The 25,864-nt window shown below is 50.9% G+C and carries 13 protein-coding genes; 10 read left to right on the top strand and 3 right to left on the bottom strand.

Annotation, left to right across the window (positions count from 1 at the left end; all coding sequences use genetic code 11):
• Positions 1 to 63: 63 nt before the first annotated feature.
• Both ypaB and yfaL read left to right on the top strand, forming a co-directional pair.
• Positions 64 to 207, top strand: coding sequence for a protein YpaB (ypaB, locus tag FTE26_RS17240; RefSeq protein ID WP_001300064.1), 144 nt, complete (start codon positions 64 to 66; stop codon positions 205 to 207).
• A 424-nt stretch (positions 208 to 631) separates the two neighbouring features.
• Entirely contained in the window at positions 632 to 4,366 is a 3,735-nt protein-coding gene (gene yfaL / locus FTE26_RS17235; protein ID WP_085674650.1) for an AIDA-I family autotransporter adhesin YfaL/EhaC, read from the top strand.
• 60 nt (positions 4,367 to 4,426) lie between these two features.
• Here yfaL and ubiG read toward each other — a convergent pair whose 3' ends face one another.
• Positions 4,427 to 5,149 carry a bifunctional 2-polyprenyl-6-hydroxyphenol methylase/3-demethylubiquinol 3-O-methyltransferase UbiG gene (gene ubiG, locus FTE26_RS17230; protein WP_000990765.1) on the bottom strand — a complete coding sequence of 241 codons (723 nt, stop codon included), beginning with the start codon at positions 5,147 to 5,149 and terminating at the stop codon, positions 4,427 to 4,429.
• Between the two features lie 146 nt (positions 5,150 to 5,295).
• On the opposite strand from ubiG, the gene gyrA reads away from it, so the two are divergent.
• The 7 genes from gyrA to rcsC all read left to right on the top strand — a co-directional run bounded on the left by gyrA (position 5,296) and on the right by rcsC (position 20,473).
• Complete coding sequence (gene gyrA / locus FTE26_RS17225; protein ID WP_001281225.1) at positions 5,296 to 7,923, top strand: DNA topoisomerase (ATP-hydrolyzing) subunit A; 2,628 nt, start codon at positions 5,296 to 5,298, stop codon at positions 7,921 to 7,923.
• A 148-nt stretch (positions 7,924 to 8,071) separates the two neighbouring features.
• A complete protein-coding gene (locus tag FTE26_RS17220) occupies positions 8,072 to 9,760 on the top strand; it encodes a DUF2138 domain-containing protein (RefSeq protein ID WP_000012311.1) in 1,689 nt (562 codons plus the stop codon).
• Positions 9,757 to 10,380: a DUF1175 domain-containing protein gene (locus FTE26_RS17215; RefSeq protein ID WP_001298790.1), complete on the top strand. Its 624-nt coding sequence runs from the start codon at positions 9,757 to 9,759 to the stop codon at positions 10,378 to 10,380. The genes FTE26_RS17220 and FTE26_RS17215 overlap by 4 nt, the downstream gene beginning before the upstream one ends.
• 23 nt (positions 10,381 to 10,403) lie before the next feature.
• Positions 10,404 to 14,918 (top strand): alpha-2-macroglobulin family protein, encoded by a 4,515-nt coding sequence (locus FTE26_RS17210; RefSeq protein WP_000536513.1) that lies wholly within the window; start codon positions 10,404 to 10,406, stop codon positions 14,916 to 14,918.
• Positions 14,919 to 16,568 carry a YfaQ family protein gene (locus FTE26_RS17205; RefSeq protein ID WP_001104535.1) on the top strand — a complete coding sequence of 550 codons (1,650 nt, stop codon included), beginning with the start codon at positions 14,919 to 14,921 and terminating at the stop codon, positions 16,566 to 16,568.
• A gap of 4 nt (positions 16,569 to 16,572) precedes the next feature.
• The gene (locus FTE26_RS17200; RefSeq protein ID WP_001225866.1) at positions 16,573 to 17,349 is read left to right on the top strand and encodes a YfaP family protein; all 777 of its coding nucleotides are present in this window, start codon (positions 16,573 to 16,575) and stop codon (positions 17,347 to 17,349) included.
• Between the two features lie 274 nt (positions 17,350 to 17,623).
• Positions 17,624 to 20,473, top strand: a complete 2,850-nt coding sequence (gene rcsC, locus FTE26_RS17195; RefSeq protein WP_000876014.1) for a two-component system sensor histidine kinase RcsC — start codon at positions 17,624 to 17,626, stop codon at positions 20,471 to 20,473.
• Between the two features lie 199 nt (positions 20,474 to 20,672).
• Here the strand turns inward: rcsC and rcsB are convergent, their stop codons facing one another.
• On the bottom strand, positions 20,673 to 21,323 hold the full coding sequence (gene rcsB, locus FTE26_RS17190) for a response regulator transcription factor RcsB (protein ID WP_001061917.1): 651 nt from the start codon (positions 21,321 to 21,323) through the stop codon (positions 20,673 to 20,675).
• A gap of 16 nt (positions 21,324 to 21,339) precedes the next feature.
• On the bottom strand, positions 21,340 to 24,012 hold the full coding sequence (gene rcsD, locus FTE26_RS17185; RefSeq protein WP_001249085.1) for a phosphotransferase RcsD: 2,673 nt from the start codon (positions 24,010 to 24,012) through the stop codon (positions 21,340 to 21,342).
• A gap of 738 nt (positions 24,013 to 24,750) precedes the next feature.
• Here rcsD and ompC point away from each other — a divergent pair.
• The gene (ompC, locus tag FTE26_RS17180; protein ID WP_000865576.1) at positions 24,751 to 25,842 is read left to right on the top strand and encodes a porin OmpC; all 1,092 of its coding nucleotides are present in this window, start codon (positions 24,751 to 24,753) and stop codon (positions 25,840 to 25,842) included.
• Positions 25,843 to 25,864 lie beyond the last annotated feature (22 nt).

The raw sequence follows: 25,864 nt of genomic DNA, 5'->3' as shown, positions 1-25,864 counted from the left end.
GAAGCTGCTTAGAACACTATATATAGGGGGTATGTTTGGGATTCACTGCAAGATAGTGTGAAAATGGCCCTCTTGCAAGTGCATAACTTTGTGGATAACTCAGGAAGGAAAAAGTGGCTTTCGCGCACCTTAGGTCAGACAAGGTGTCCGGGAAAGTCAATGGGAAGAGAAAAATTTGTTAAAAATAACTGTTCGGCGATTTCTTGAACGGCAGAATAGGTTGGATAAATTGATATAGATGGTTTATTAATCTTTTTGCTAATGATTGCAAAAATTGATCTAAGCACGAGTCATCACATAATCTGATGTATCAGTTGTGGTCAATATATAAACGAATGTAAGCGATTGTTGATGTCGAAATGGTTGTTTTCTATTCGGTTATTGTTAAATGCGAAGCCATTTTGTTAATTTACCTTATATTATAAGAAAATTATTCATTACTTTAATTTAGTTTAAATATAACTGGTATCCCTTAAGGTTATTAACTTGAATTATGACGCACTGATACTATTCATCAAATAATAACAAAATAGCCATTGCATCGGGTTGGACAATTTACAAAAGAAAGATAACCCATATTGTATAATGCGTTTAAATATGCCGTCTTATATAAAATGATGGTTAGATGAATATGCGGATTATCTTTCTACGCAAGGAGTATTTATCTCTACTCCCGCCAATGATTGCATCTCTTTTCTCTGCTAACGGTTTCGCGGCGGCCATTGATTTATGCAAGGGATATGATATCAAAGCGAGTTGTCACGCCAGCAGGCAAAGCCTTTCAGGCATTACGCAGGACTGGAGTGTCGCCGATGGGCAATGGCTGGTTTTTTCGGATATGACCAATAACGCCAGCGGAGGAGCCGTATTTTTGCAACAAGGAGCGGAATTTTCACTATTACCAGAAAATGAAACTGGAATGACTCTGTTTGCCAATAACACCGTTACAGGAGAATATAATAACGGCGGGGCCATATTTGCTAAAGAAAACTCAACGCTGAATCTTACTGATGTTATTTTTTCCGGTAACGTCGCAGGCGGCTATGGTGGCGCAATCTATTCTTCTGGTACTAATGATACTGGTGCCGTCGATTTACGTGTCACTAACGCCATGTTTCGCAATAATATCGCTAATGATGGCAAAGGTGGCGCAATTTATACCATTAATAATGACGTCTATTTAAGTGATGTTATTTTTGATAACAACCAGGCATATACATCAACAAGTTACAGTGATGGCGATGGCGGGGCAATCGATGTTACCGATAATAATAGCGACAGCAAGCATCCTTCAGGTTATACGATAATAAATAACACTGCCTTTACAAATAACACTGCCGAAGGTTATGGCGGGGCGATATATACCAATAGCGCGACGGCTCCCTATCTTATTGATATTTCTGTTGATGACAGCTACAGCCAGAACGGCGGCGTGTTAGTGGATGAGAACAACAGCGCAGCAGGCTATGGAGATGGTCCTTCCACTGCGGCGGGTGGCTTTATGTATCTCGGCTTAAGTGAAGTTACCTTTGATATTGCCGACGGAAAAACGCTGGTTATTGGCAATACAGAGAATGACGGAGCTGTTGACTCTATTGCTGGTACCGGGTTGATCACCAAAACAGGTTCCGGCGATCTGGTACTTAATGCAGATAACAATGACTTTACTGGTGAGATGCAGATTGAAAACGGTGAAGTTACCCTGGGCCGCAGCAACTCCCTGATGAATGTCGGCGATACGCATTGCCAGGACGATCCGCAAGACTGCTACGGTCTGACGATAGGGAGTATTGATAAGTACCAGAATCAGGCAGAGCTAAACGTTGGCTCCACCCAACAAACCTTTGTGCACTCATTGACGGGCTTTCAGAATGGCACTTTAAATATCGATGCTGGTGGCAATGTTACTGTTAATCAAGGCAGTTTTGCTGGCACCATCGAAGGTGCTGGTCAGCTCACCATTGCGCAAAACGGCAGCTACGTGCTGTCGGGGGCGCAGTCGATGGCGCTAACCGGCGATATAGTCGTTGATGATGGTGCGGTGCTTTCGCTGGAAGGCGACGCGGCAGATCTCGCCGCTCTCCAGGACGATCCGCAGTCGATCGTGTTAAACGGCGGTGTGCTCGATCTCTCTGATTTCTCCACCTGGCAGAGCGGCACATCATACAATGATGGCCTTGAAGTCAGTGGCAGCAGCGGAACGGTTATCGGCAGTCAGGATGTGGTAGATCTTGCAGGTGGCGACAATTTGCATATCGGCGGCGACGGGAAAGATGGCGTCTACGTGGTGGTCGATGCGAGCGACGGGCAGGTAAGTCTGGCAAACAATAATAGTTATTTGGGCACAACACAAATCGCCTCCGGTACGCTGATGGTGAGCGACAACTCGCAGCTTGGAGATACCCACTATAACCGCCAGGTTATCTTTACCGATAAGCAACAAGAAAGCGTGATGGAGATTACTGCCAATGTCGATACTCGCTCTACGACGACTGAGCATGGGCGTGATATTGAAATGCGCGCCGACGGTGAAGTGGCAGTTGATGCGGGGGTAGACACGCAGTGGGGCGCACTGATGGCTGACAGCAGCGGGCAGCATCAGGATGAGGGTAGCACATTTACTAAAACGGGGGCGGGTACGCTGGAGCTGACCGCCAGCGGTACAACGCAGTCGGCAGTACGTGTCGAAGAAGGCACCCTGAAAGGCGATGTTGCGGATATCTTTCCTTATGCTTCGTCACTGTGGGTCGGTGATGGGGCGACGTTCGTTACTGGCGCGGATCAGGATATTCAGTCTATCGATGCTACTTCCAGCGGCACTATCGATATCAGCGATGGTACGGTTTTGCGTCTGACCGGGCAGGATACTTCCGTCGCCCTTAATGCCTCATTGTTTAACGGCGATGGGACGCTGGTGAATGCCACCGATGGCGTGACGTTGACAGGTGAGCTTAATACCAACCTTGAAACTGACAGCCTGACCTATCTTTCCGACGTGACGGTTAATGGCAATCTGACCAATACGTCCGGTGCGGTTAGCCTGCAAAATGGCGTCGCTGGCGATACGCTGACGGTAAACGGTGATTATACCGGCGGCGGTACGCTACTGCTCGATAGCGAATTAAACGGCGATGACTCGGTAAGCGATCAATTGGTGTTGAACGGTAATACTGCTGGCAACACAACTGTGGTGGTTAACTCCATTACAGGGATTGGTGAGCCGACATCGACAGGCATTAAAGTGGTTGATTTCGCAGCCGATCCCACGCAGTTTCAAAACAATGCGAAGTTCAGTCTGGCAGGCAGCGGCTACGTCAATATGGGAGCATATGACTACACGCTGGTGGAAGATAACAACGACTGGTATCTGCGATCGCAAGAAGTAACGCCACCATTGCCACCTGATCCAGACCCTGACCCAACACCCGATCCTGACCCAACACCCGATCCAATCCCCGCTTACCAGCCGGTGCTGAATGCCAAAGTTGGCGGTTATCTCAATAATCTGCGGGCGGCAAATCAGGCGTTTATGATGGAGCGACGCGATCATGCAGGTGGCAATGGTCAGACGCTGAATTTACGTGTTATCGGCGGACGTTATCATTACACGGCGGCAGGGCAACTGGCTCAGCATGAAGACACTTCTACGGTGCAGCTTAGCGGTGACCTGTTTAGCGGGCGCTGGGGCGATGATGGCGAGTGGATGCTTGGGGCGGTTGGTGGCTACAGTGATAATCAGGGCGAGAGCCGCTCGAATATGACCGGAACTCGCGCCGATAACCAGAACCACGGTTATGCCGTTGGGCTGACCTCAAGCTGGTATCAGCACGGTAATCAGAAGCAGGGGGCCTGGCTGGATAGCTGGCTGCAATACGCGTGGTTTAACAATGATGTTTCCGAACAAGACGATGGCACAGATCATTACCACTCGTCGGGGATTATCGCCTCGCTGGAAGCCGGGTATCAGTGGTTACCGGGGCGTGGTGTGGTGATTGAACCGCAGGCGCAGGTGATTTATCAGGGCGTGCAGCAGGATGATTTTACCGCCGCTAACCATGCGCGCGTGTCACAATCGCAGGGGGATGATATTCAGACGCGGCTGGGTTTACACAGCGAATGGCGTACCGCGGTTGGTGTCACACCAACATTAGATCTGAATTATTATCACGATCCCCATGCGACGGAAATTGAAGAAGATGGCAGCACTATCAGTGACGATGCGGTGAAGCGACGGGGTGAAATAAAAGTGGGAGTCACGGGCAATATCAGTCAGCGAGTGTCCCTGCGCGGCAGCGTGGCGTGGCAGAAAGGGAGTGATGATTTTGCCCAGACGGCAGGGTTTTTGTCGATGACGGTGAAATGGTAGCTGCTTTGCGCCCGGCATTGTAGCCGGATGTGGTGCGAGCACCTTATCCGGCTAACAATTTTATTTATTCTGCGTGTGCAGCATATAGTTCACATCCACGCCGGGGCCGAGTTTAAAAGTATTAGTGATCGGGTTGTAATGTAGCCCGGTTATATGTCGCTCTTTAAGGCTTGTCTGATCTACCCAGCCAAGCAGTTCTGCCGGTTTAATAAACTTCTTCACATCATGCGTGCCTTTGGGCACCATGCGCAAAATATATTCCGCGCCAACCACCGCCATCAGCCATGACTTGCCGTTGCGGTTAAGCGTCGAGAAAAAGACATCGCCGCCCGGTTTCACCAGTTGCGCACAGGCTCTGACCACTGACTGCGGATCGGGGACGTGCTCCAGCATCTCCATGCAGGTCACCACATCATACTGCCCGGCATGTTTTGCCGCGTGCTCTTCCACGGTTTCCTGCACGTAATCCACCTGAATGCCGCTTTCCAGTGCGTGCAGTTTTGCCACCTGCAATGGCTCAAAGCCCATATCCAGACCGGTCACCGTCGCGCCTTCGCGCGCCATACTCTCGGCCAGAATGCCGCCGCCACAACCGACATCGAGCACCTTTTTGCCAAATAAACCGCCAGCACGCTCGGCAATATAGCCCAGACGCAGCGGGTTAATGCGGTGCAGCGGTTTGAACTCACCTTCCAGATCCCACCAGCGGGAGGCGACGGCTTCAAATTTAGCGATCTCTTCGTGGTCTACGTTATGGTTTACCGGCGATTTTTCGGCATTCATTAGCACTTCTACTCCGTAATTGGCAAGACAAACGAGTATATCAGGCATTGGATGTGAATAAAGCGTATAGGTTTACCTCAAACTGCGCGGCTGTGTTATAATTTGCGACCTTTGAATCCGGGATACAGTAGAGGGATAGCGGTTAGATGAGCGACCTTGCGAGAGAAATTACACCGGTCAACATTGAGGAAGAGCTGAAGAGCTCCTATCTGGATTATGCGATGTCGGTCATTGTTGGCCGTGCGCTGCCAGATGTCCGAGATGGCCTGAAGCCGGTACACCGTCGCGTACTTTACGCCATGAACGTACTAGGCAATGACTGGAACAAAGCCTATAAAAAATCTGCCCGTGTCGTTGGTGACGTAATCGGTAAATACCATCCCCATGGTGACTTGGCGGTTTATAACACGATCGTCCGTATGGCGCAGCCATTCTCGCTGCGTTACATGCTGGTAGACGGTCAGGGTAACTTCGGTTCCATCGACGGCGACTCTGCGGCGGCAATGCGTTATACGGAAATCCGTCTGGCGAAAATTGCCCATGAACTGATGGCCGATCTCGAAAAAGAGACGGTCGATTTCGTTGATAACTATGACGGCACGGAAAAAATTCCCGACGTCATGCCAACCAAAATTCCTAACCTGCTGGTGAACGGTTCTTCCGGTATCGCCGTAGGTATGGCAACCAACATCCCGCCGCACAACCTGACGGAAGTCATCAACGGTTGTCTGGCGTATATCGATGATGAAGACATCAGCATTGAAGGGCTGATGGAACACATCCCGGGGCCGGACTTCCCGACGGCGGCAATCATTAACGGTCGTCGCGGTATTGAAGAAGCTTACCGTACCGGTCGCGGCAAGGTGTATATCCGCGCTCGCGCAGAAGTGGAAGTTGACGCCAAAACCGGTCGTGAAACCATTATCGTCCACGAAATTCCGTATCAGGTAAACAAAGCGCGCCTGATCGAGAAGATTGCGGAACTGGTAAAAGAAAAACGCGTGGAAGGCATCAGCGCGCTGCGTGACGAGTCTGACAAAGACGGTATGCGCATCGTGATTGAAGTGAAACGCGATGCGGTCGGTGAAGTTGTGCTCAACAACCTCTACTCCCAGACCCAGTTGCAGGTTTCTTTCGGTATCAACATGGTGGCATTGCACCATGGTCAGCCGAAGATCATGAACTTGAAAGACATCATCGCGGCGTTTGTTCGTCACCGCCGTGAAGTGGTGACCCGTCGTACTATTTTCGAACTGCGTAAAGCTCGCGATCGTGCTCATATCCTTGAAGCATTAGCCGTGGCGCTGGCGAACATCGACCCGATCATCGAACTGATCCGTCATGCGCCGACGCCTGCAGAAGCGAAAACTGCGCTGGTTGCTAATCCGTGGCAGCTGGGCAACGTTGCCGCGATGCTCGAACGTGCTGGCGACGATGCTGCGCGTCCGGAATGGCTGGAGCCAGAGTTCGGCGTGCGTGATGGTCTGTACTACCTGACCGAACAGCAAGCTCAGGCGATTCTGGATCTGCGTTTGCAGAAACTGACCGGCCTTGAGCACGAAAAACTGCTCGACGAATACAAAGAGCTGCTGGATCAGATCGCGGAACTGTTGCGTATTCTTGGTAGCGCCGATCGTTTGATGGAAGTGATTCGTGAAGAGCTGGAGCTGGTTCGTGAACAGTTCGGTGACAAACGTCGTACTGAAATCACCGCCAACAGCGCAGACATTAACCTGGAAGATCTGATCACTCAGGAAGATGTGGTAGTGACGCTCTCTCACCAGGGCTACGTTAAGTATCAGCCGCTTTCTGAATACGAAGCGCAGCGTCGTGGCGGGAAAGGTAAATCTGCCGCACGTATTAAAGAAGAAGACTTTATCGACCGACTGCTGGTGGCGAACACTCACGACCATATTCTGTGCTTCTCCAGCCGTGGTCGCGTCTATTCGATGAAAGTTTATCAGTTGCCGGAAGCCACTCGTGGCGCGCGCGGTCGTCCGATCGTCAACCTGCTGCCGCTGGAGCAGGACGAACGTATCACTGCGATCCTGCCAGTGACCGAGTTTGAAGAAGGCGTGAAAGTCTTCATGGCGACCGCTAACGGTACCGTGAAGAAAACTGTCCTCACCGAGTTCAACCGTCTGCGTACCGCCGGTAAAGTGGCGATCAAACTGGTTGACGGCGATGAGCTGATCGGCGTTGACCTGACCAGCGGCGAAGACGAAGTAATGCTGTTCTCCGCTGAAGGTAAAGTGGTGCGCTTTAAAGAGTCTTCTGTCCGTGCGATGGGCTGCAACACCACCGGTGTTCGCGGTATTCGCTTAGGTGAAGGCGATAAAGTCGTCTCTCTGATCGTGCCTCGTGGCGATGGCGCAATCCTCACCGCAACGCAAAACGGTTACGGTAAACGTACCGCAGTGGCGGAATACCCAACCAAGTCGCGTGCGACGAAAGGGGTTATCTCCATTAAGGTTACTGAACGTAATGGTTTAGTGGTTGGCGCGGTACAGGTAGATGACTGCGACCAGATCATGATGATCACCGATGCCGGTACGCTGGTACGTACTCGCGTTTCGGAAATCAGCATCGTAGGCCGTAACACCCAGGGCGTGATCCTCATCCGTACTGCGGAAGATGAAAACGTAGTGGGTCTGCAACGTGTTGCTGAACCGGTTGACGAGGAAGATCTGGATACCATCGATGGCAGTGCCGCGGAAGGGGACGATGAAATCGCTCCGGAAGTGGACGTTGACGACGAGCCAGAAGAAGAATAATTTTACTTCTTCATGCCAAAAGGGAGCTATCTCCCTTGTTTGAATTGAAAAGTCCAGGCTGCAAAGTCTGGGCTTTTGTCGTATTAGGGCACGGTAAAGTTTGGCTGTGCCCGTAAAAAATGGCTGGCTATACACAAGGAATGTGGCAATGAGTGGTGAAAAAAAGGCGAAAGGCTGGCGGTTCTATGGTCTTGTAGGTTTTGGCGCAATAGCACTGCTTTCCGCTGGCGTCTGGGCGTTGCAATATGCTGGCAGTGGGCCAGAAAAAACGTTGTCGCCGCTGGTGGTGCACAACAATCTGCAAATCGATCTCAATGAGCCGGACCTCTTTCTCGACAGCGACTCTCTGAGCCAGCTTCCCAAAGATCTCCTCACCATTCCGTTTCTCCACGATGTTCTGAGCGAAGATTTCGTTTTCTATTATCAGAATCATGCCGATCGTCTGGGCATTGAAGGCAGCATTCGTCGTATTGTCTATGAACACGATCTCACGCTGAAAGATAAGCTCTTTTCGTCACTCTTAGATCAGCCCGCGCAGGCAGCGCTGTGGCACGATAAACAAGGCCATCTTTCACATTATATGGTGCTGATCCAGCGCAGTGGTTTAAGCAAACTGCTGGAGCCATTGTTGTTTGCCGCTACCAGCGACAGCCAGTTAAGCAAAACGGAAATCAGTAGCATCAAGATAAATAGTGAAACTGTTCCTGTTTATCAGTTGCGCTATAACGGCAATAACGCCCTGATGTTCGCGACTTATCAGAACAAGATGCTGGTGTTTTCCAGCACGGATATGTTGTTTAAAGATGATCAGCAGGATACCGAAGCCACGGCGATCGCAGGTGATTTGTTGAGCGGCAAAAAACGCTGGCAAGCAAGCTTTGGCCTGGAAGAGCGTGCTGCTGAAAAAACGCCAGTACGCCAGCGCATCGTGGTCAGCGCCAGGTTGCTGGGTTTTGGCTACCAGCGGTTAATGCCTTCTTTTGCTGGCGTACGCTTCGAAATGGGTAACGACGGCTGGCACAGTTTTGTGGCGTTAAATGATGAATCCGCCAGCGTAGATACCAGTTTCGATTTTACGCCGGTCTGGAACAGTATGCCTGCCGGGGCCAGCTTCTGTGTGGTGGTGCCGTATTCACACGGTATTGCCGAAGAGATGCTTTCGCACATCAGTCAGGAAAACGACAAGTTGAATGGGGCGTTAGACGGTGCCGCGGGGCTGTGCTGGTATGCAGACTCAAAATTGCAAACCCCGCTGTTTGTCGGTCAGTTTGATGGCACTGCCGAACAGGCGCAATTGCCAGGGAAACTGTTTACGCAAAATATTGGTGCGCACGAAAGCAAAGCGCCAGAAGGTGTTTTGCCGATAAGCCAGACTCAGCAGGGCGAAGCGCAAATCTGGCGTCGCGAAGTGAGTTCCCGATACGGTCAGTATCCGAAAGCGCAGGCGGCGCAACCCGATCAATTAATGTCGGATTATTTTTTCCGCGTGTCGCTGGCGATGCAAAACAAAACGCTGCTTTTCTCCCTCGATGACACGCTGGTTAATAACGCCCTGCAAACACTGAATAAAAACCGCCCGGCAATGGTGGATGTAATACCCACTGATGGCATCGTTCCGCTCTATATCAATCCACAAGGCGTGGCGAAACTGCTGCGTAACGAAACGTTGACCAGTCTGCCGAAGAATCTCGAACCGGTTTTTTATAACGCCGCACAAACTTTATTAATGCCGAAGCTGGACGCTTTATCTCAACAACCGCGTTATGTCATGAAGCTGGCCCAGATGGAACCCGGTGCCGCCTGGCAGTGGCTACCCATAACCTGGCAGCCGCTATGAGGCACGGGCTGCTGGCGCTGATTTGCTGGCTGTGTTGTGTTGTTGCCCATAGCGAAATGCTGAATGTCGAACAATCCGGGCTGTTTCGCGCCTGGTTTGTACGCATTGCACAAGAACAGCTCCGCCAGGGGCCAAGTCCACGCTGGTATCAGCAGGATTGTGCGGGCCTGGTGCGATTTGCGGCGAACGAGACGCTGAAAGTTCACGATAGTAAATGGCTAAAAAGTAACGGTTTCTCTAGCCAGTATTTGCCGCCAGAGATGACGCTAACACCTGGACAGCGTCAACTGGCGCAAAACTGGAATCAGGGGAACGGGAAAACCGGCCCCTACGTGACCGCGATTAATTTGATTCAGTACAACAGCCAGTTTATTGGCCAGGACATAAACCAGGCGCTGCCTGGCGATATGATTTTTTTCGATCAGGGCGATGCCCAGCACTTAATGGTCTGGATGGGGCGTTACGTCATCTACCACACCGGAAGCGCCACGAAAACTGACAACGGAATGCGCGCAGTCAGTCTGCAACAACTTATGACATGGAAGGACACCCGATGGATACCCAACGATTCCAATCCCAATTTCATTGGCATTTATCGTTTAAATTTTCTGGCGCGATAGCAGCGTGCTTGTCCCTGTCTCTTGTGGGAACAGGGCTTGCTAATGCTGATGATTCGCTTCCTTCCAGTAACTATGCGCCGCCCGCCGGGGGAACATTCTTTTTGCTTGCTGACAGCAGTTTTAGCAGCAGTGAAGAGGCGAAAGTGCGACTGGAAGCGCCGGGGCGTGATTATCGGCGCTATCAGATGGAAGAGTACGGCGGCGTGGACGTTCGCCTGTATCGTATTCCTGACCCGATGGCATTTTTGCGCCAGCAGAAAAACCTGCATCGCATTGTGGTGCAACCGCAATATCTGGGCGACGGGCTGAACAATACGCTGACCTGGCTGTGGGATAACTGGTACGGCAAATCTCGCCGCGTAATGCAGCGTACTTTCTCTTCTCAGTCACGGCAGAATGTGACTCAGGCATTACCCGAATTACATCTCGGCAATGCCATTATTAAACCTTCCCGTTATGTACAGAACAACCAGTTTTCCCCGCTGAAAAAATATCCCTTGGTGGAACAGTTCCGTTATCCACTATGGCAGGCTAAACCGGTCGAGCCGCAGCAAGGGGTAAAACTGGAAGGCGCATCCAGCAATTTCATCTCGCCGCAGCCGGGTAACATTTATATTCCTCTCGGCCAACAAGAGCCGGGACTGTACCTCGTCGAGGCGATGGTTGGTGGGTATCGGGCGACGACGGTGGTGTTTGTTTCCGATACCGTGGCGCTTAGCAAAGTGTCAGGCAACGAGCTTCTGGTGTGGACCGCGGGTAAAAAACAGGGTGAAGCGAAGCCCGGCTCAGAGATCTTGTGGACTGACGGTCTTGGCGTGATGACCCGCGGTGTGACCGATGACAGCGGTACCTTGCAGTTACAACATATATCGCCAGAACGTTCATACATTCTGGGTAAGGATGCTGAAGGCGGCGTTTTTGTCTCCGAGAACTTCTTTTACGAAAGTGAAATCTACAACACCCGCTTGTATATCTTTACCGATCGCCCGCTATATCGCGCAGGCGATCGTGTCGATGTTAAAGTGATGGGCCGCGAGTTCCACGATCCGTTGCATTCATCCCCCATCGTCAGCGCCCCGGCGAAGCTTTCGGTGCTGGACGCCAACGGCAGTCTGTTGCAAATCGTCAATGTCACGCTGGATGCGCGCAATGGCGGGCAGGGAAGTTTCCGCCTGCCAGAAAATGCCGTAGCCGGAGGTTATGAGTTACGTCTTGCTTACCGCAATCAGGTCTATAGCAGCAGTTTTCGCGTGGCAAACTACATCAAGCCACATTTCGAGATTGGTTTAGCTCTCGACAAAAAAGAGTTCAAAACTGGCGAAGCGGTCAGCGGCAAACTGCAACTGCTTTACCCGGATGGTGAGCCGGTAAAAGATGCCCGCGTGCAGTTAAGTTTGCGCGCTCAGCAATTATCAATGGTCGGTAACGATTTGCGTTATGCCGGACGTTTTCCCGTGTCGCTGGAAGGCAGCGAAACGGTGTCCGACGCCAGCGGTCATGTGGCGTTAAATCTCCCCGCCGCCGATAAACCGAGCCGCTATTTGTTAACCGTCTCCGCCAGTGACGGCGCGGCGTATCGTGTCACCACCACCAAAGAGATCCTCATTGAACGCGGTCTGGCGCATTACTCATTAAGTACTGCCGCACAATACAGTAATAGCGGCGAGTCGGTTGTGTTCCGTTATGCCGCGCTGGAATCTTCAAAACAGGTTCCTGTTACGTATGAATGGTTGCGTCTCGAAGACCGCACGAGCCATAGCGGAGAGCTACCGTCAGGCGGCAAATCCTTTACCGTCAATTTCGCTAAACCTGGCAACTACAATCTGACATTACGCGATAAAGACGGCTTAATTCTCGCTGGGTTAAGTTATGCCGTCAGCGGTAAGGGCAGCACGGCGCATACGGGTACGGTAGATATCGTGGCGGATAAAACGCTGTACCAGCCAGGCGAAACCGCGAAGATGCTGATTACCTTTCCGGAGCCAATTGATGAAGCATTATTGACGCTGGAACGCGATCGCGTGGAACAGCAGTCGCTGCTTTCGCATCCGGCAAACTGGCTAACGCTACAACGTTTAAACGATACCCAGTATGAAGCCCGGGTTCCAGTGAGCAATTCCTTTGCGCCTAACATCACTTTTTCGGTGCTGTATACCCGTAATGGTCAGTACAGTTTTCAGAACGCCGGGATCAAAGTTGCCGTTCCTCAGCTTGATATCCGGGTGAAAACGGACAAAACCCATTACCAGCCTGGTGAACTGGTCAATGTCGAATTAACCTCGTCGCTGAAAGGTAAACCTGTTTCTGCGCAGCTAACGGTAGGCGTGGTCGATGAAATGATCTACGCGCTGCAACCAGAAATCGCGCCGAATATCGGCAAATTTTTCTATCCGCTGGGGCGTAACAATGTGCGTACCAGCTCCAGTCTGTCGTTTATCAGCTACGACCAGGCGCTCTCCAGCGAGCCGGTTGCGCCTGGCGCAACTAACCGCAGCGAGCGGCGAGTAAAAATGCTTGAACGTCCACGGCGTGAAGAGGTGGATACCGCGGCATGGATGCCGTCACTCACAACCGATAAACAAGGCAAAGCGTATTTCACGTTCCTGATGCCTGATTCGTTAACCCGCTGGCGTATCACCGCGCGTGGGATGAACGGCGGCGGGCTGGTCGGGCAGGGGCGTGCTTATCTGCGTTCGGAAAAAAATCTCTACATGAAGTGGAGTATGCCAACGGTGTATCGCGTGGGCGACAAACCGGCGGCAGGACTGTTTATCTTCAGTCAGCAGGATAACGAACCGGTGGCGCTGGTGACGAAATTTGCAGGCGCTGAGATGCGCCAGGCGCTGACGCTGCACAAAGGGGCGAATTATATTTCGCTGGCGCAGAACATTCAGCAATCTGGCTTGTTAAGCGCAGAACTGCAACAAAATGGGCAAGTGCAGGACAGCATTAGCACAAAACTGTCTTTTGTGGATAACAGCTGGCCCGTTGAACAGCAGAAAAATGTCATGCTCGGCGGTGGCGAGAACGCGCTGATGTTGCCCGAGCAGGCTAGCAATATCCGGCTACAAAGTAGCGAAACGCCGCAGGAGATTTTCCGCAACAATCTTGATGCGTTAGTCGATGGACCATGGGGTGGCGTGATCAACACCGGTAGCCGTCTGATCCCGCTCAGTCTCGCCTGGCGTTCGCTTGCCGATCATCAAAGTGCCGCCGCTAACGACATTCGTCAGATGATTCAGGATAACCGTCTGCGGCTGATGCAACTGGCGGGGCCCGGAGCGCGCTTTACCTGGTGGGGTGAAGATGGCAATGGTGACGCCTTCCTTACGGCATGGGCATGGTACGCCGACTGGCAGGCCAGCCAGGCGATCGGCGTAACGCAACAACCGGAATACTGGCAGCATATGCTCGACAGCTACGCGGAGCAGGCAGATAACATGCCGTTATTGCATCGGGCGCTGGTGCTGGCGTGGGCACAGGAGATGAATCTGCCGTGCAAAACGTTGTTGAAAGGGTTGGATGAAGCTATCGCCCGGCGCGGAACTAAAGATGAAGATTTCTCTGAGGAAGACATCCGCGATATCAATGACAGCCTGATCCTCGATACACCGGAATCTCCACTGGCAGATGCGGTGGCAAACGTCTTAACCATGACGTTGCTGAAAAAAGCGCAGTTGAAGTCCACGGTGATGCCACAGGTTCAGCAATATGCGTGGGATAAAGCGGCAAACAGCAATCAGCCGCTGGCGCACACGGTTGTGCTGCTCAATAGCGGTGGTGACGCTACCCAGACGGCCGCTATTTTAAGTGGTTTGACCGCTGAGCAATCCACTATTGAGCGCGCGCTGGCCATGAACTGGCTGGCGAAATATATGGCGACAATGCCTCCAGTTGTTTTGCCTGCGCCTGCGGGCGCATGGGCTAAACATAAGTTAACTGGAGGGGGCGAAGACTGGCGTTGGGTTGGTCAGGGCGTGCCGGACATTCTCTCTTTTGGTGACGAATTATCGCCGCAAAATGTGCAGGTCCGCTGGCGTGAGCCGGCAAAAATGGCTCAACAAAGTAACATTCCGGTGACCGTTGAACGCCAGTTGTATCGGCTTATCCCTGGTGAAGAAGAGATGAGCTTTATTCTGCAACCGGTGACCAGCAATGAGATTGACAGCGATGCGCTGTATCTCGATGAAATTACGCTTACCAGCGAGCAGGATGCAGTTCTGCGCTATGGTCAGGTGGAAGTACCGCTCCCGCCGGGAGCCGACGTTGAGCGCACAACATGGGGCATTTCAGTCAATAAACCCAACGCCGCGAAACAGCAGGGGCAATTGCTGGAAAAAGCGCGTAATGAAATGGGCGAACTGGCCTATATGGTGCCGGTGAAAGAACTGACGGGAACGGTCACTTTCCGCCATTTGCTGCGCTTCTCGCAAAAAGGGCAATTCGTTCTGCCTCCTGCTCGTTATGTGCGTTCCTATGCACCTGCGCAGCAAAGTGTTGCGGCAGGGAGTGAATGGACCGGGATGCAGGTGAAATAAGTGAACTGGCGCAGAATCGTCTGGCTATTGGCGTTGGTTACTCTGCCAACGCTTGCGGAGGAGACGCCGTTACAACTGGTGCTGCGCGGTGCGCAGCACGATCAACTGTATCAGCTGTCGTCATCAGGCGTGACCAAAGTCTCAGCATTACCTGACTCGCTCACCACGCCGTTAGGGAGTTTGTGGAAACTGTATGTTTACGCCTGGCTGGAGGATACCCATCAACCGGAGCAGCCCTACCAGTGTCGCGGAAACTCCCCGGAAGAGGTTTATTGTTGTCAGGCTGGGGAGAGCATAACGCGCGATACCGCGCTGGTACGTTCCTGTGGGCTCTATTTTGCGCCGCAGCGGTTGCATATTGGCGCAGATGTGTGGGGGCAATACTGGCAACAGCGTCAGGCACCTGCGTGGTTAGCGTCTCTTACAACGCTGAAGCCAGAAACCTCGGTAACGGTTAAATCGCTGCTCGATTCATTAGCGACGTTACCTGCGCAAAACAAAGCTCAGGAAGTCTTACTGGATGTGGTGCTGGACGAGGCGAAAATCGGTGTCGCATCCATGCTCGGTAGTCGGGTACGGGTGAAAACCTGGAGCTGGTTTGCCGATGATAAACAGGAAATCCGCCAGGGTGGTTTTGCTGGCTGGTTAACCGATGGTACACCGCTGTGGGTTACTGGCAGTGGCACCAGCAAAACGGTACTAACCCGTTATGCGACGGTGCTTAATCGGGTTTTGCCAGTGCCGACGCAGGTTGCCAGTGGGCAATGTGTAGAGGTGGAGCTGTTTGCCCGCTATCCGCTGAAGAAAATCACAGCGGAAAAGAGTACGACGGCAGTAAAACCCGGCGTACTTAATGGGCGCTATCGTGTGACGTTTACTAATGGTAACCACATTACGTTTGTCAGCCACGGTGAGACGACCTTACTGAGCGAAAAGGGCAAACTGAAATTGCAGTCGCATCTCGATCGTGAAGAGTACGTTGCCAGAGTTCTGGATCGCGAGGCGAAAAGTACGCCCCCTGAGGCAGCGAAAGCCATGACCGTGGCGATTCGCACTTTTTTACAGCAAAACGCCAATCAGGAAGGCGATTGCCTGACCATCCCCGACAGCAGCGCCACGCAGCGTGTTTCTGCTTCGCCAGCGACCACGGGGGCGCGAACGATGACCGCCTGGACGCAGGATCTCATCTATGCAGGCGATCCGGTTCATTATCATGGCAGTCGCGCTACCGAAGGGACACTTTCCTGGCGGCAAGCCACGGCCCAGGCGGGGCAGGGGGAGCGTTACGACCAGATACTCGCGTTTGCTTATCCCGACAACAGCCTTAGCCGCTGGGGAGCTCCACGCTCAACCTGCCAGTTATTACCCAAAGCGAAAGCCTGGCTGGCGAAAAAAATGCCGCAGTGGCGGCGTATATTACAAGGCGAGACGGGGTACAACGAACCAGACGTGTTTGCGGTCTGTCGTTTAGTCTCAGGTTTCCCCTATACCGATCGGCAGCAGAAACGGCTGTTTATTCGTAACTTCTTTACGCTTCAGGATCGGCTGGATTTAACCCATGAGTATCTGCACCTGGCCTTTGATGGTTATCCCACCGGGCTTGATGAGAACTATATCGAAACGCTGACCCGACAATTATTAATGGACTAATGCTATGCGAAAGATTTTTCTTCCGTTGTTACTGGTGGCACTTTCGCCTGTCGCTCACAGTGAAGGTGTGCAGGAAGTCGAGATTGACGCACCGCTCTCTGGCTGGCATCCGGCAGAGGGCGAAGATGCCAGTTTTTCACAATCGATCAATTACCCGGCGTCGTCCGTCAACATGGCAGATGATCAAAATATCTCAGCGCAGATCCGCGGCAAAATAAAGAATTATGCTGCGGCGGGTAAAGTTCAGCAGGGCCGGCTGGTGGTCAACGGTGCCAGTATGCCGCAGAGAGTTGAATCCGATGGTTCATTTGCACGCCCTTATATTTTCACTGAAGGCAGCAACAGCGTGCAGGTCATCAGCCCGGATGGGCAAAGCCGACAAAAAATGCAGTTTTACTCAATGCCGGGTACAGGAACGATTCGTGCACGTTTACGGCTAGTTCTCTCGTGGGATACGGACAATACCGATCTCGATCTCCATGTTGTCACGCCCGATGGCGAACACGCCTGGTACGGTAACACCGTGCTGAAAAACAGTGGTGCACTGGATATGGATGTCACGACGGGGTACGGACCCGAGATTTTCGCCATGCCAGCACCAGTTCACGGGCGCTATCAGGTGTATATCAACTACTATGGTGGGCGCAGCGAAACGGAATTGACGACCGCCCAACTGACGCTGATCACCGATGAAGGATCGGTCAATGAGAAACAGGAAACATTTATTGTACCGATGCGTAATGCTGGCGAGCTGACGCTGGTGAAAAGTTTTGACTGGTGATCCATCCCTTCACACAACCTGGCTCTCTCTTTTTTCAGATAAGACTGCTGGGCGATCTGCCGACGCCAGGATATAACCATTAACAAGCGTCGGCAGATTGGTCATTTCTTATTTTTCGTACTGAGAACTGTCCATCTACTCCGGCTTTCCTGGTTAAGGCAATGGTTTCTAAGCGATACGCATTATTGCAATGGTGACAGAACATTGCGGTAACACGCTTTTACCGCTACCTTAACCACACTCCATCGGTCACCTGAGGCGGAGCTTCGCCCCTTTGAAATACCTTGCTTCTTTTCGTACAACCCTGAAAGCCTCGCGCTACATGTTCAGAGCATTGGCGTTAGTGCTCTGGCTGTTGATTGCTTTTTCATCCGTTTTTTACATCGTTAATGCGTTACATCAGCGAGAATCGGAAATTCGTCAGGAATTTAATCTGAGTTCCGATCAGGCTCAGCGCTTTATTCAACGCACCTCTGATGTGATGAAAGAGCTGAAGTACATCGCCGAAAATCGCTTATCGGCAGAAAACGGTGTGCTTTCCCCGCGTGGACGAGAAACGCAGGCGGATGTGCCTGCGTTTGAACCGCTGTTTGCCGACTCCGATTGTTCCGCAATGAGTAACACCTGGCGAGGTTCTCTGGAGTCATTGGCGTGGTTTATGCGCTACTGGCGCGATAATTTTTCTGCGGCTTACGATCTCAACCGGGTATTTTTAATCGGCAGTGATAACCTCTGCATGGCCAATTTCGGTCTGCGTGATATGCCAGTGGAACGCGATACCGCGTTGAAAGCTTTGCATGAACGCATCAATAAATATCGAAATGCACCACAAGATGATAGCGGCAGTAACCTCTACTGGATCAGCGAAGGTCCGCGCCCTGGCGTCGGGTATTTTTACGCGTTGACGCCAGTTTATCTGGCGAACCGGTTGCAGGCGCTTTTGGGTGTCGAGCAGACCATCCGGATGGAGAACTTTTTCTTACCGGGTACGTTGCCGATGGGGGTTACCATTCTTGATGAAAATGGTCATACCCTGATTTCGCTTACCGGACCAGAAAGTAAAATTAAGGGCGATCCTCGCTGGATGCAGGAACGCTCCTGGTTTGGCTATACGGAAGGGTTCCGGGAGCTGGTGCTGAAGAAAAATCTGCCACCCTCATCGCTAAGCATCGTGTATTCGGTGCCGGTTGATAAGGTGCTGGAACGCATTCGCATGTTGATCCTTAACGCAATTTTGCTGAATGTGCTTGCCGGAGCTGCATTGTTTACTCTCGCACGGATGTACGAGCGACGTATTTTCATTCCGGCGGAAAGCGACGCCCTGCGACTGGAAGAACATGAGCAGTTCAATCGCAAGATTGTCGCCTCCGCGCCAGTGGGTATCTGCATTTTGCGTACCGCTGATGGCGTCAATATTTTAAGTAACGAACTGGCGCATACCTATCTCAATATGCTTACGCATGAGGACCGCCAACGACTGACGCAAATTATCTGTGGGCAGCAGGTCAATTTTGTTGATGTCCTGACCAGCAACAATACCAATCTGCAAATCAGCTTCGTCCATTCGCGCTATCGTAATGAAAACGTGGCCATTTGTGTGCTGGTGGATGTTTCTTCGCGCGTGAAGATGGAAGAGTCGTTGCAGGAGATGGCACAAGCAGCGGAACAGGCGAGCCAGTCAAAATCGATGTTCCTTGCCACCGTCAGTCATGAGCTGCGAACGCCGCTGTATGGCATTATCGGTAACCTGGATCTGTTGCAAACCAAAGAGTTACCGAAAGGCGTCGATCGGCTGGTGACGGCAATGAACAACTCTTCCAGCCTGTTGTTGAAAATTATCAGCGATATTCTCGATTTCTCGAAGATTGAATCGGAACAGTTGAAGATCGAACCGCGTGAGTTTTCACCGCGTGAAGTGATGAACCACATCACCGCCAACTATTTACCGCTGGTGGTACGCAAGCAGTTAGGCTTGTACTGCTTTATTGAACCGGATGTGCCAGTGGCCTTAAATGGCGACCCGATGCGTTTACAGCAGGTCATCTCCAACCTGTTGAGTAACGCCATAAAATTCACCGATACCGGCTGTATAGTTTTGCATGTCCGCGCTGATGGCGATTATCTCTCTATCCGTGTTCGCGATACCGGCGTGGGGATTCCGGCGAAAGAAGTGGTGCGCTTGTTTGATCCCTTCTTCCAGGTCGGAACGGGCGTACAGCGAAACTTCCAGGGGACCGGTCTGGGTCTGGCGATTTGTGAAAAACTGATCAGCATGATGGACGGCGATATCTCGGTAGATTCAGAACCGGGAATGGGCAGCCAGTTTACCGTGCGTATTCCGTTGTACGGCGCTCAGTACCCGCAGAAAAAAGGCGTGGAAGGGTTGAGTGGTAAACGCTGCTGGCTGGCGGTCCGCAATGCGTCGCTCTGTCAGTTCCTGGAAACCAGTTTGCAGCGCAGCGGCATCGTCGTTACAACATACGAAGGGCAGGAACCGACTCCCGAAGATGTGTTAATTACTGACGAGGTAGTGAGTAAAAAATGGCAGGGTAGAGCGGTAGTGACCTTCTGTCGTCGCCATATTGGTATTCCGCTGGAGAAAGCGCCAGGGGAGTGGGTACACAGTGTGGCTGCCCCGCATGAGCTACCGGCATTGTTGGCGCGTATTTATTTGATCGAGATGGAGAGCGACGATCCTGCTAACGCTCTGCCGTCGACGGACAAAGCGGTCAGCGATAATGACGATATGATGATTCTGGTCGTGGATGATCATCCGATTAACCGACGTCTGCTGGCAGATCAGTTGGGATCGTTGGGCTATCAATGTAAAACCGCGAATGATGGTGTCGATGCGCTTAATGTACTTAGCAAGAATCATATTGATATCGTGCTTAGCGACGTCAACATGCCAAATATGGATGGTTACCGCTTGACGCAACGCATTCGTCAGTTGGGACTGACGTTGCCGGTAATCGGAGTAACTGCTAATGCGTTGGCTGAAGAGAAGCAGCGGTGTCTGGAGTCCGGTATGGACAGCTGCCTGTCGAAGCCGGTAACGCTGGATGTGATAAAACAGACGCTGACGGTATATGCCGAGAGGGTCAGGAAATCGCGGGAATCGTAGGACGGATAAGGTGTTTATGTCGCATCTGGCATTCAGTGCAAATGCCAGATGCGACGCTGACGCGTCTTATCTGGCCTACTTTAATGTAATCTGTTGAAATAATGGGAATCGTAGGCCGGATAAGGCGTTTACGCCGCATCCGGCATTCAGTGCAAATGCCAGATAAGACACTAACGCGTCTTATCTGGCCTACAGGTGATTAGTCTTTATCTGCCGGACTTAACGTCACAGAAGAGAGATAATTCAGCAGGGCGATATCGTTCTCGACACCCAGCTTCATCATCGCAGATTTCTTCTGGCTACTGATGGTTTTAATACTGCGGTTCAGCTTTTTAGCGATCTCGGTCACCAGGAAGCCTTCCGCAAACAGGCGCAGAACTTCACTCTCTTTTGGCGAGAGACGCTTGTCACCGTAACCACCAGCACTGATTTTTTCCAACAGGCGAGAAACGCTTTCCGGGGTAAATTTCTTCCCTTTCTGCAGCGCGGCGAGAGCTTTCGGCAGATCGGTCGGTGCACCTTGTTTCAGCACGATCCCTTCGATATCCAGATCCAATACCGCACTAAGAATCGCCGGGTTGTTGTTCATGGTCAGAACAATAATCGACAGGCTTGGGAAATGGCGCTTGATGTACTTGATTAAGGTAATGCCATCGCCGTACTTATCGCCAGGCATGGAGAGATCGGTAATCAACACATGCGCATCCAGTTTCGGCAGGTTGTTGATCAGTGCTGTAGAGTCTTCAAATTCGCCGACAACATTCACCCACTCAATTTGCTCAAGTGATTTGCGAATACCGAACAAGACTATCGGATGGTCATCGGCAATAATTACGTTCATATTGTTCATGTAATAGGCTACCTTGCTACAGCAAGCTCTTGACATAACTGTCAATGTCGCTGATGTATTTTTCTATTCCTGGAACATCCTTCTCACGAATCAGATGTTCCAGCGTTTCACATAACTGCTTGCCGGGTACCAGATTTAGCATGGCAAATACGCCTTTAAGACGATGAGCCGTTTGGGCTAACGCAGCAAAGTCACTGGTTGCTGCTTCAGTATACAGCCTCTTAACATCATCCGGTACTGTGTCTACAAAGAGCGCATAATAGCCGCTGGCATGGAGTTGCGCATTTTCATCTCCGCCCAGAGGCGATTCTGTCACCTCTTCCTGCGCCAGTTGCACTTCAATTAATTGTAAGACCGCTTCCTGCATAGCGTTGCTCATATTGAAGTTGACGCACAATTGACCAGGCCCAATTTCCCGTACGCCAGACTCATCATCGCTTAAAAGCAAGCCAGAGGCAGTAAGATTAGACGGATTATCCGTTAAAAAGATATCATAATCTTGACTAATTAATCTTTCATCGGGTGTGATACAGGTTGCACCCCAATTTTCTAACTGGCGAGTGACAATATTCCGAATTTCTGCCGAAGTAACATCCACCATTACGCAGACATCATCCAGTAAACGCTCTTCTTCCTCTTCAACTTCCGGGTCAGCGGCGAGCATTTTGATATGCACAGAGTAGCGTGTACCAAGCCCATCCCGCGTTTTGATGTTTAAATGACCGCCCAGTTTACGCGCCAGTTGATCGCTCAGCCAGAATGCCAGCGGGTCCGCCTTGCCATAGCGATCGTTTTGGGTCTGGTTGATAAACGGGAAGTGCAAATTATCCATTTCATGAATACTTACGCCTTCTCCGGTGTCCAGAATGCGGAATGTCAGGCGGTCTTCAGAGGACTCATCCTGATCAACCTCAAGGGTGATTTTTCCCAATTGCGTTGAGGTCACGGCATATTGCATCAGTAGCAGCAAAATACGTCGTAAGGCATCGCGATCGCCGCGGCGCATATCGTGTGCTTTCAGATGATTGTTAATCAGCAGTTGCAGACCTTTACGCTTGATGGCAGGCAACACTGAAGGCACAACTTCATCAATTAAATCCTGCACGGAGAACAGCACCGTCTCACTTTTCCAGCTATCATCCGCAAGCATGTTCGCTAACTGTATTTCATCAACCAGCCGCACCAGCACATCTGCCTGATTCGCCAGTTGTTTGCTTTCCGGGGCGTTGAGTTTAGCCGCGCTCTCCGCCAGGGACTGTGCAGGTTCTTTCAGCGCATCGCCAATGTTTTTCATAAAGGTCATCCGGCCCTGCTGGTTTTTCTCATACAGACGCTGCGCCTGCTTGAGTTTCTTGTTTACCAGCACTTCGCGATCCTGATCGCGAATAATGAAAATTTGTGTGCGCGGCGCGACCTGGCTGCGGAACATGCGGATCTCATACAGCTCGTTATTGATCGTCGCCTGAATAATCCCCTGATGCTGTTCCGCCATGGTGGTGATGTTTTGCAGATTCAAATGCGGCAGCAAATGATCGGCAATTTTGTTACTTATGACAGTGCGGTTCGATTCCTGATCGTGAACCAGCAGGCCGAGCGGCAGCAGTGAGACTATCTCTTCATTAATTGCCCGTAAAATGCGCAATTCGTTATTGACCGCCGTGCTGGGTAGACTTTCTGTACTGCGGCTGGAGAAATGGCGGAATGTGGTATAGCCAAATAACGCCAGCGCCAGCAAACCGATGTTCAGCAGCAGTGGCAGCAGAATGTTTTGCAACGTATCCAGCAATAAGGTGCCATAAGGAACCTGCCAGACCAGGCGCATATCGGTAGAGTTGAGTGCCGAGGAGATTTCAATCTTCGTACTGTTAAAGTGGATACTGACGCTATCCGTCCCTTCTTTCTCATTATCATTGTTTCCCGTTGCCGTCGCGTCTGGCTCAAGGCGGAAACTGTCCAGCGGCATACCCGGTGGGATCAAATCATTAATCGGCAGATCAAAAGCCACGACCGTTGCCAGATGTCCTGGCTGGTTAAAGGTAGTACGCAAGGTAAAGTAATGACCGTTCTGCCAGGCCAGGCGGCGCATGTTAGAAAAGCTTTCGCGTTCATCGAGGGCGTTGGCCTGTTGCAACATCTCTGCACGACGTGAATCAACAATGTCGCTGACGGTCGATTCTTTAAATCCGGAGGTGAGATCTTTAAGGGGTAGGGTTGAGATCAGCACCAGACTGTTATCCTGACCATTCAGGTAATACATCGACCACGGTACATTTTCTGCGCCCCACAATGTATCCAGATAAGTGGACATCCGCTGAGTCATCTCAAGCGTTGAGTTGTCGTGAGAGCCAAAGATTAACGCTTCCGTTTTGCGGCGTGGTTTCTCCAGATAGTAGACATCCTGTTTCAGGCGCGTCTCTTGTAAACCTTCGCCGGAGGAGGGGGAGGTCGTCGCGGCAATGTTGTCGTAGATCTGCCAGGTCACGTAACGCCAGTTATCGACGCGCTTTTGGATAGCATGGGTAATGTCGACAATCTGGTAACTTTTATCTTTCAGCCAGGCGTTAACGGCGCTTTGTACCATTACACCCATCGTCACCAGTAACACAATGATCAACAGTAAAAAGAAGCGGGTAATGCTCCCCGGTAGGAGTGAAAAGCGGGTCGTGGCCGTTGTCTCTTTCTGACGCATTCGTGTTTATGACCTGTTAAAACTTCGCGAAGTGATAGGGCAGTATAAAGGGTACAGTGTGAAATTCCAGACTCTTACCTGATTGATGATTCTCTATTCTCCCGTGATATTTATCATCCTGCATTGGGGGAAATAGATGTACAAGCGCCATTTTGCTGTACAAATAACCTACAAAAAGCCCAACAAAAATAATTGCAAATAAACAAAGATTGCTGGAAATTATGCGGATGTTAATTATTTGTGAAATAGTTAACAAGCGTTATAGTTTTTCTGTGGTAGCACAGAATAATGAAAAGTGTGTAAAGAAGGGTAAAAAAAACCGAATGCGAGGCATCCGGTTGAAATAGGGGTAAACAGACATTCAGAAATGAATGACGGTAATAAATAAAGTTAATGATGATAGCGGGAGTTATTCTAGTTGCGAGTGAAGGTTTTGTTTTGACATTCAGTGCTGTCAAATACTTAAGAATAAGTTATTGATTTTAACCTTGAATTATTATTGCTTGATGTTAGGTGCTTATTTCGCCATTCCGCAATAATCTTAAAAAGTTCCCTTGCATTTACATTTTGAAACATCTATAGCGATAAATGAAACATCTTAAAAGTTTTAGTATCATATTCGTGTTGGATTATTCTGCATTTTTGGGGAGAATGGACTTGCCGACTGATTAATGAGGGTTAATCAGTATGCAGTGGCATAAAAAAGCAAATAAAGGCATATAACAGAGGGTTAATAACATGAAAGTTAAAGTACTGTCCCTCCTGGTCCCAGCTCTGCTGGTAGCAGGCGCAGCAAACGCTGCTGAAGTTTACAACAAAGACGGCAACAAATTAGATCTGTACGGTAAAGTAGACGGCCTGCACTATTTCTCTGACAACAAAGATGTAGATGGCGACCAGACCTACATGCGTCTTGGCTTCAAAGGTGAAACTCAGGTTACTGACCAGCTGACCGGTTACGGCCAGTGGGAATATCAGATCCAGGGCAACAGCGCTGAAAACGAAAACAACTCCTGGACCCGTGTGGCATTCGCAGGTCTGAAATTCCAGGATGTAGGTTCTTTCGACTACGGTCGTAACTACGGCGTTGTTTACGACGTAACTTCCTGGACCGACGTACTGCCAGAATTCGGTGGCGACACTTACGGTTCTGACAACTTCATGCAGCAGCGTGGTAACGGTTTCGCGACCTACCGTAACACTGACTTCTTCGGTCTGGTTGACGGCCTGAACTTTGCTGTTCAGTACCAGGGCAAAAACGGTAGCGTAAGCGGCGAAGGCATGACTAACAACGGTCGTGAAGCACTGCGTCAGAACGGCGACGGCGTTGGCGGATCTATCACTTATGATTACGAAGGCTTCGGTATCGGTGCTGCAGTTTCCAGCTCCAAACGTACTGATGATCAGAACAGCCCGCTGTACATCGGTAACGGCGACCGTGCTGAAACCTACACTGGTGGTCTGAAATACGACGCTAACAACATCTACCTGGCTGCTCAGTACACCCAGACCTACAACGCAACTCGCGTAGGTTCCCTGGGTTGGGCGAACAAAGCACAGAACTTCGAAGCTGTTGCTCAGTACCAGTTCGACTTTGGTCTGCGTCCGTCCCTGGCTTACCTGCAGTCTAAAGGTAAAAACCTGGGTCGTGGCTACGACGACGAAGATATCCTGAAATATGTTGATGTTGGTGCGACCTACTACTTCAACAAAAACATGTCCACCTATGTTGACTACAAAATCAACCTGCTGGACGACAACCAGTTCACTCGTGACGCTGGCATCAACACTGATAACATCGTAGCTCTGGGTCTGGTTTACCAGTTCTAATCTCGATTGATATCGAACAAAG

The sequence above is a fragment of the Escherichia sp. S10b genome (genome assembly GCF_028421345.1).
Taxonomy (GTDB): Bacteria; Pseudomonadota; Gammaproteobacteria; order Enterobacterales; family Enterobacteriaceae; genus ECMA0423.
Note: the sequence above shows the minus strand (reverse complement) of the source record. Positions and strands in the feature narration are given on the sequence as shown.

Bases quoted from the DNA above. Each gene is read 5' to 3' on its own strand.
- ubiG (WP_000990765.1), bottom strand. From the start codon at position 5,149: ATGAATGCCGAAAAATCGCCGGTAAACCATAACGTAGACCACGAAGAG.
- FTE26_RS17220 (WP_000012311.1), top strand. From the start codon at position 8,072: ATGAGTGGTGAAAAAAAGGCGAAAGGCTGGCGGTTCTATGGTCTTGTA.
- yfaL (WP_085674650.1), top strand. From the start codon at position 632: ATGCGGATTATCTTTCTACGCAAGGAGTATTTATCTCTACTCCCGCCA.
- FTE26_RS17215 (WP_001298790.1), top strand. From the start codon at position 9,757: ATGAGGCACGGGCTGCTGGCGCTGATTTGCTGGCTGTGTTGTGTTGTT.
- rcsB (WP_001061917.1), bottom strand. From the start codon at position 21,323: ATGAACAATATGAACGTAATTATTGCCGATGACCATCCGATAGTCTTG.
- gyrA (WP_001281225.1), top strand. From the start codon at position 5,296: ATGAGCGACCTTGCGAGAGAAATTACACCGGTCAACATTGAGGAAGAG.
- ompC (WP_000865576.1), top strand. From the start codon at position 24,751: ATGAAAGTTAAAGTACTGTCCCTCCTGGTCCCAGCTCTGCTGGTAGCA.
- FTE26_RS17200 (WP_001225866.1), top strand. From the start codon at position 16,573: ATGCGAAAGATTTTTCTTCCGTTGTTACTGGTGGCACTTTCGCCTGTC.
- rcsD (WP_001249085.1), bottom strand. From the start codon at position 24,012: ATGCGTCAGAAAGAGACAACGGCCACGACCCGCTTTTCACTCCTACCG.
- ypaB (WP_001300064.1), top strand. From the start codon at position 64: ATGGCCCTCTTGCAAGTGCATAACTTTGTGGATAACTCAGGAAGGAAA.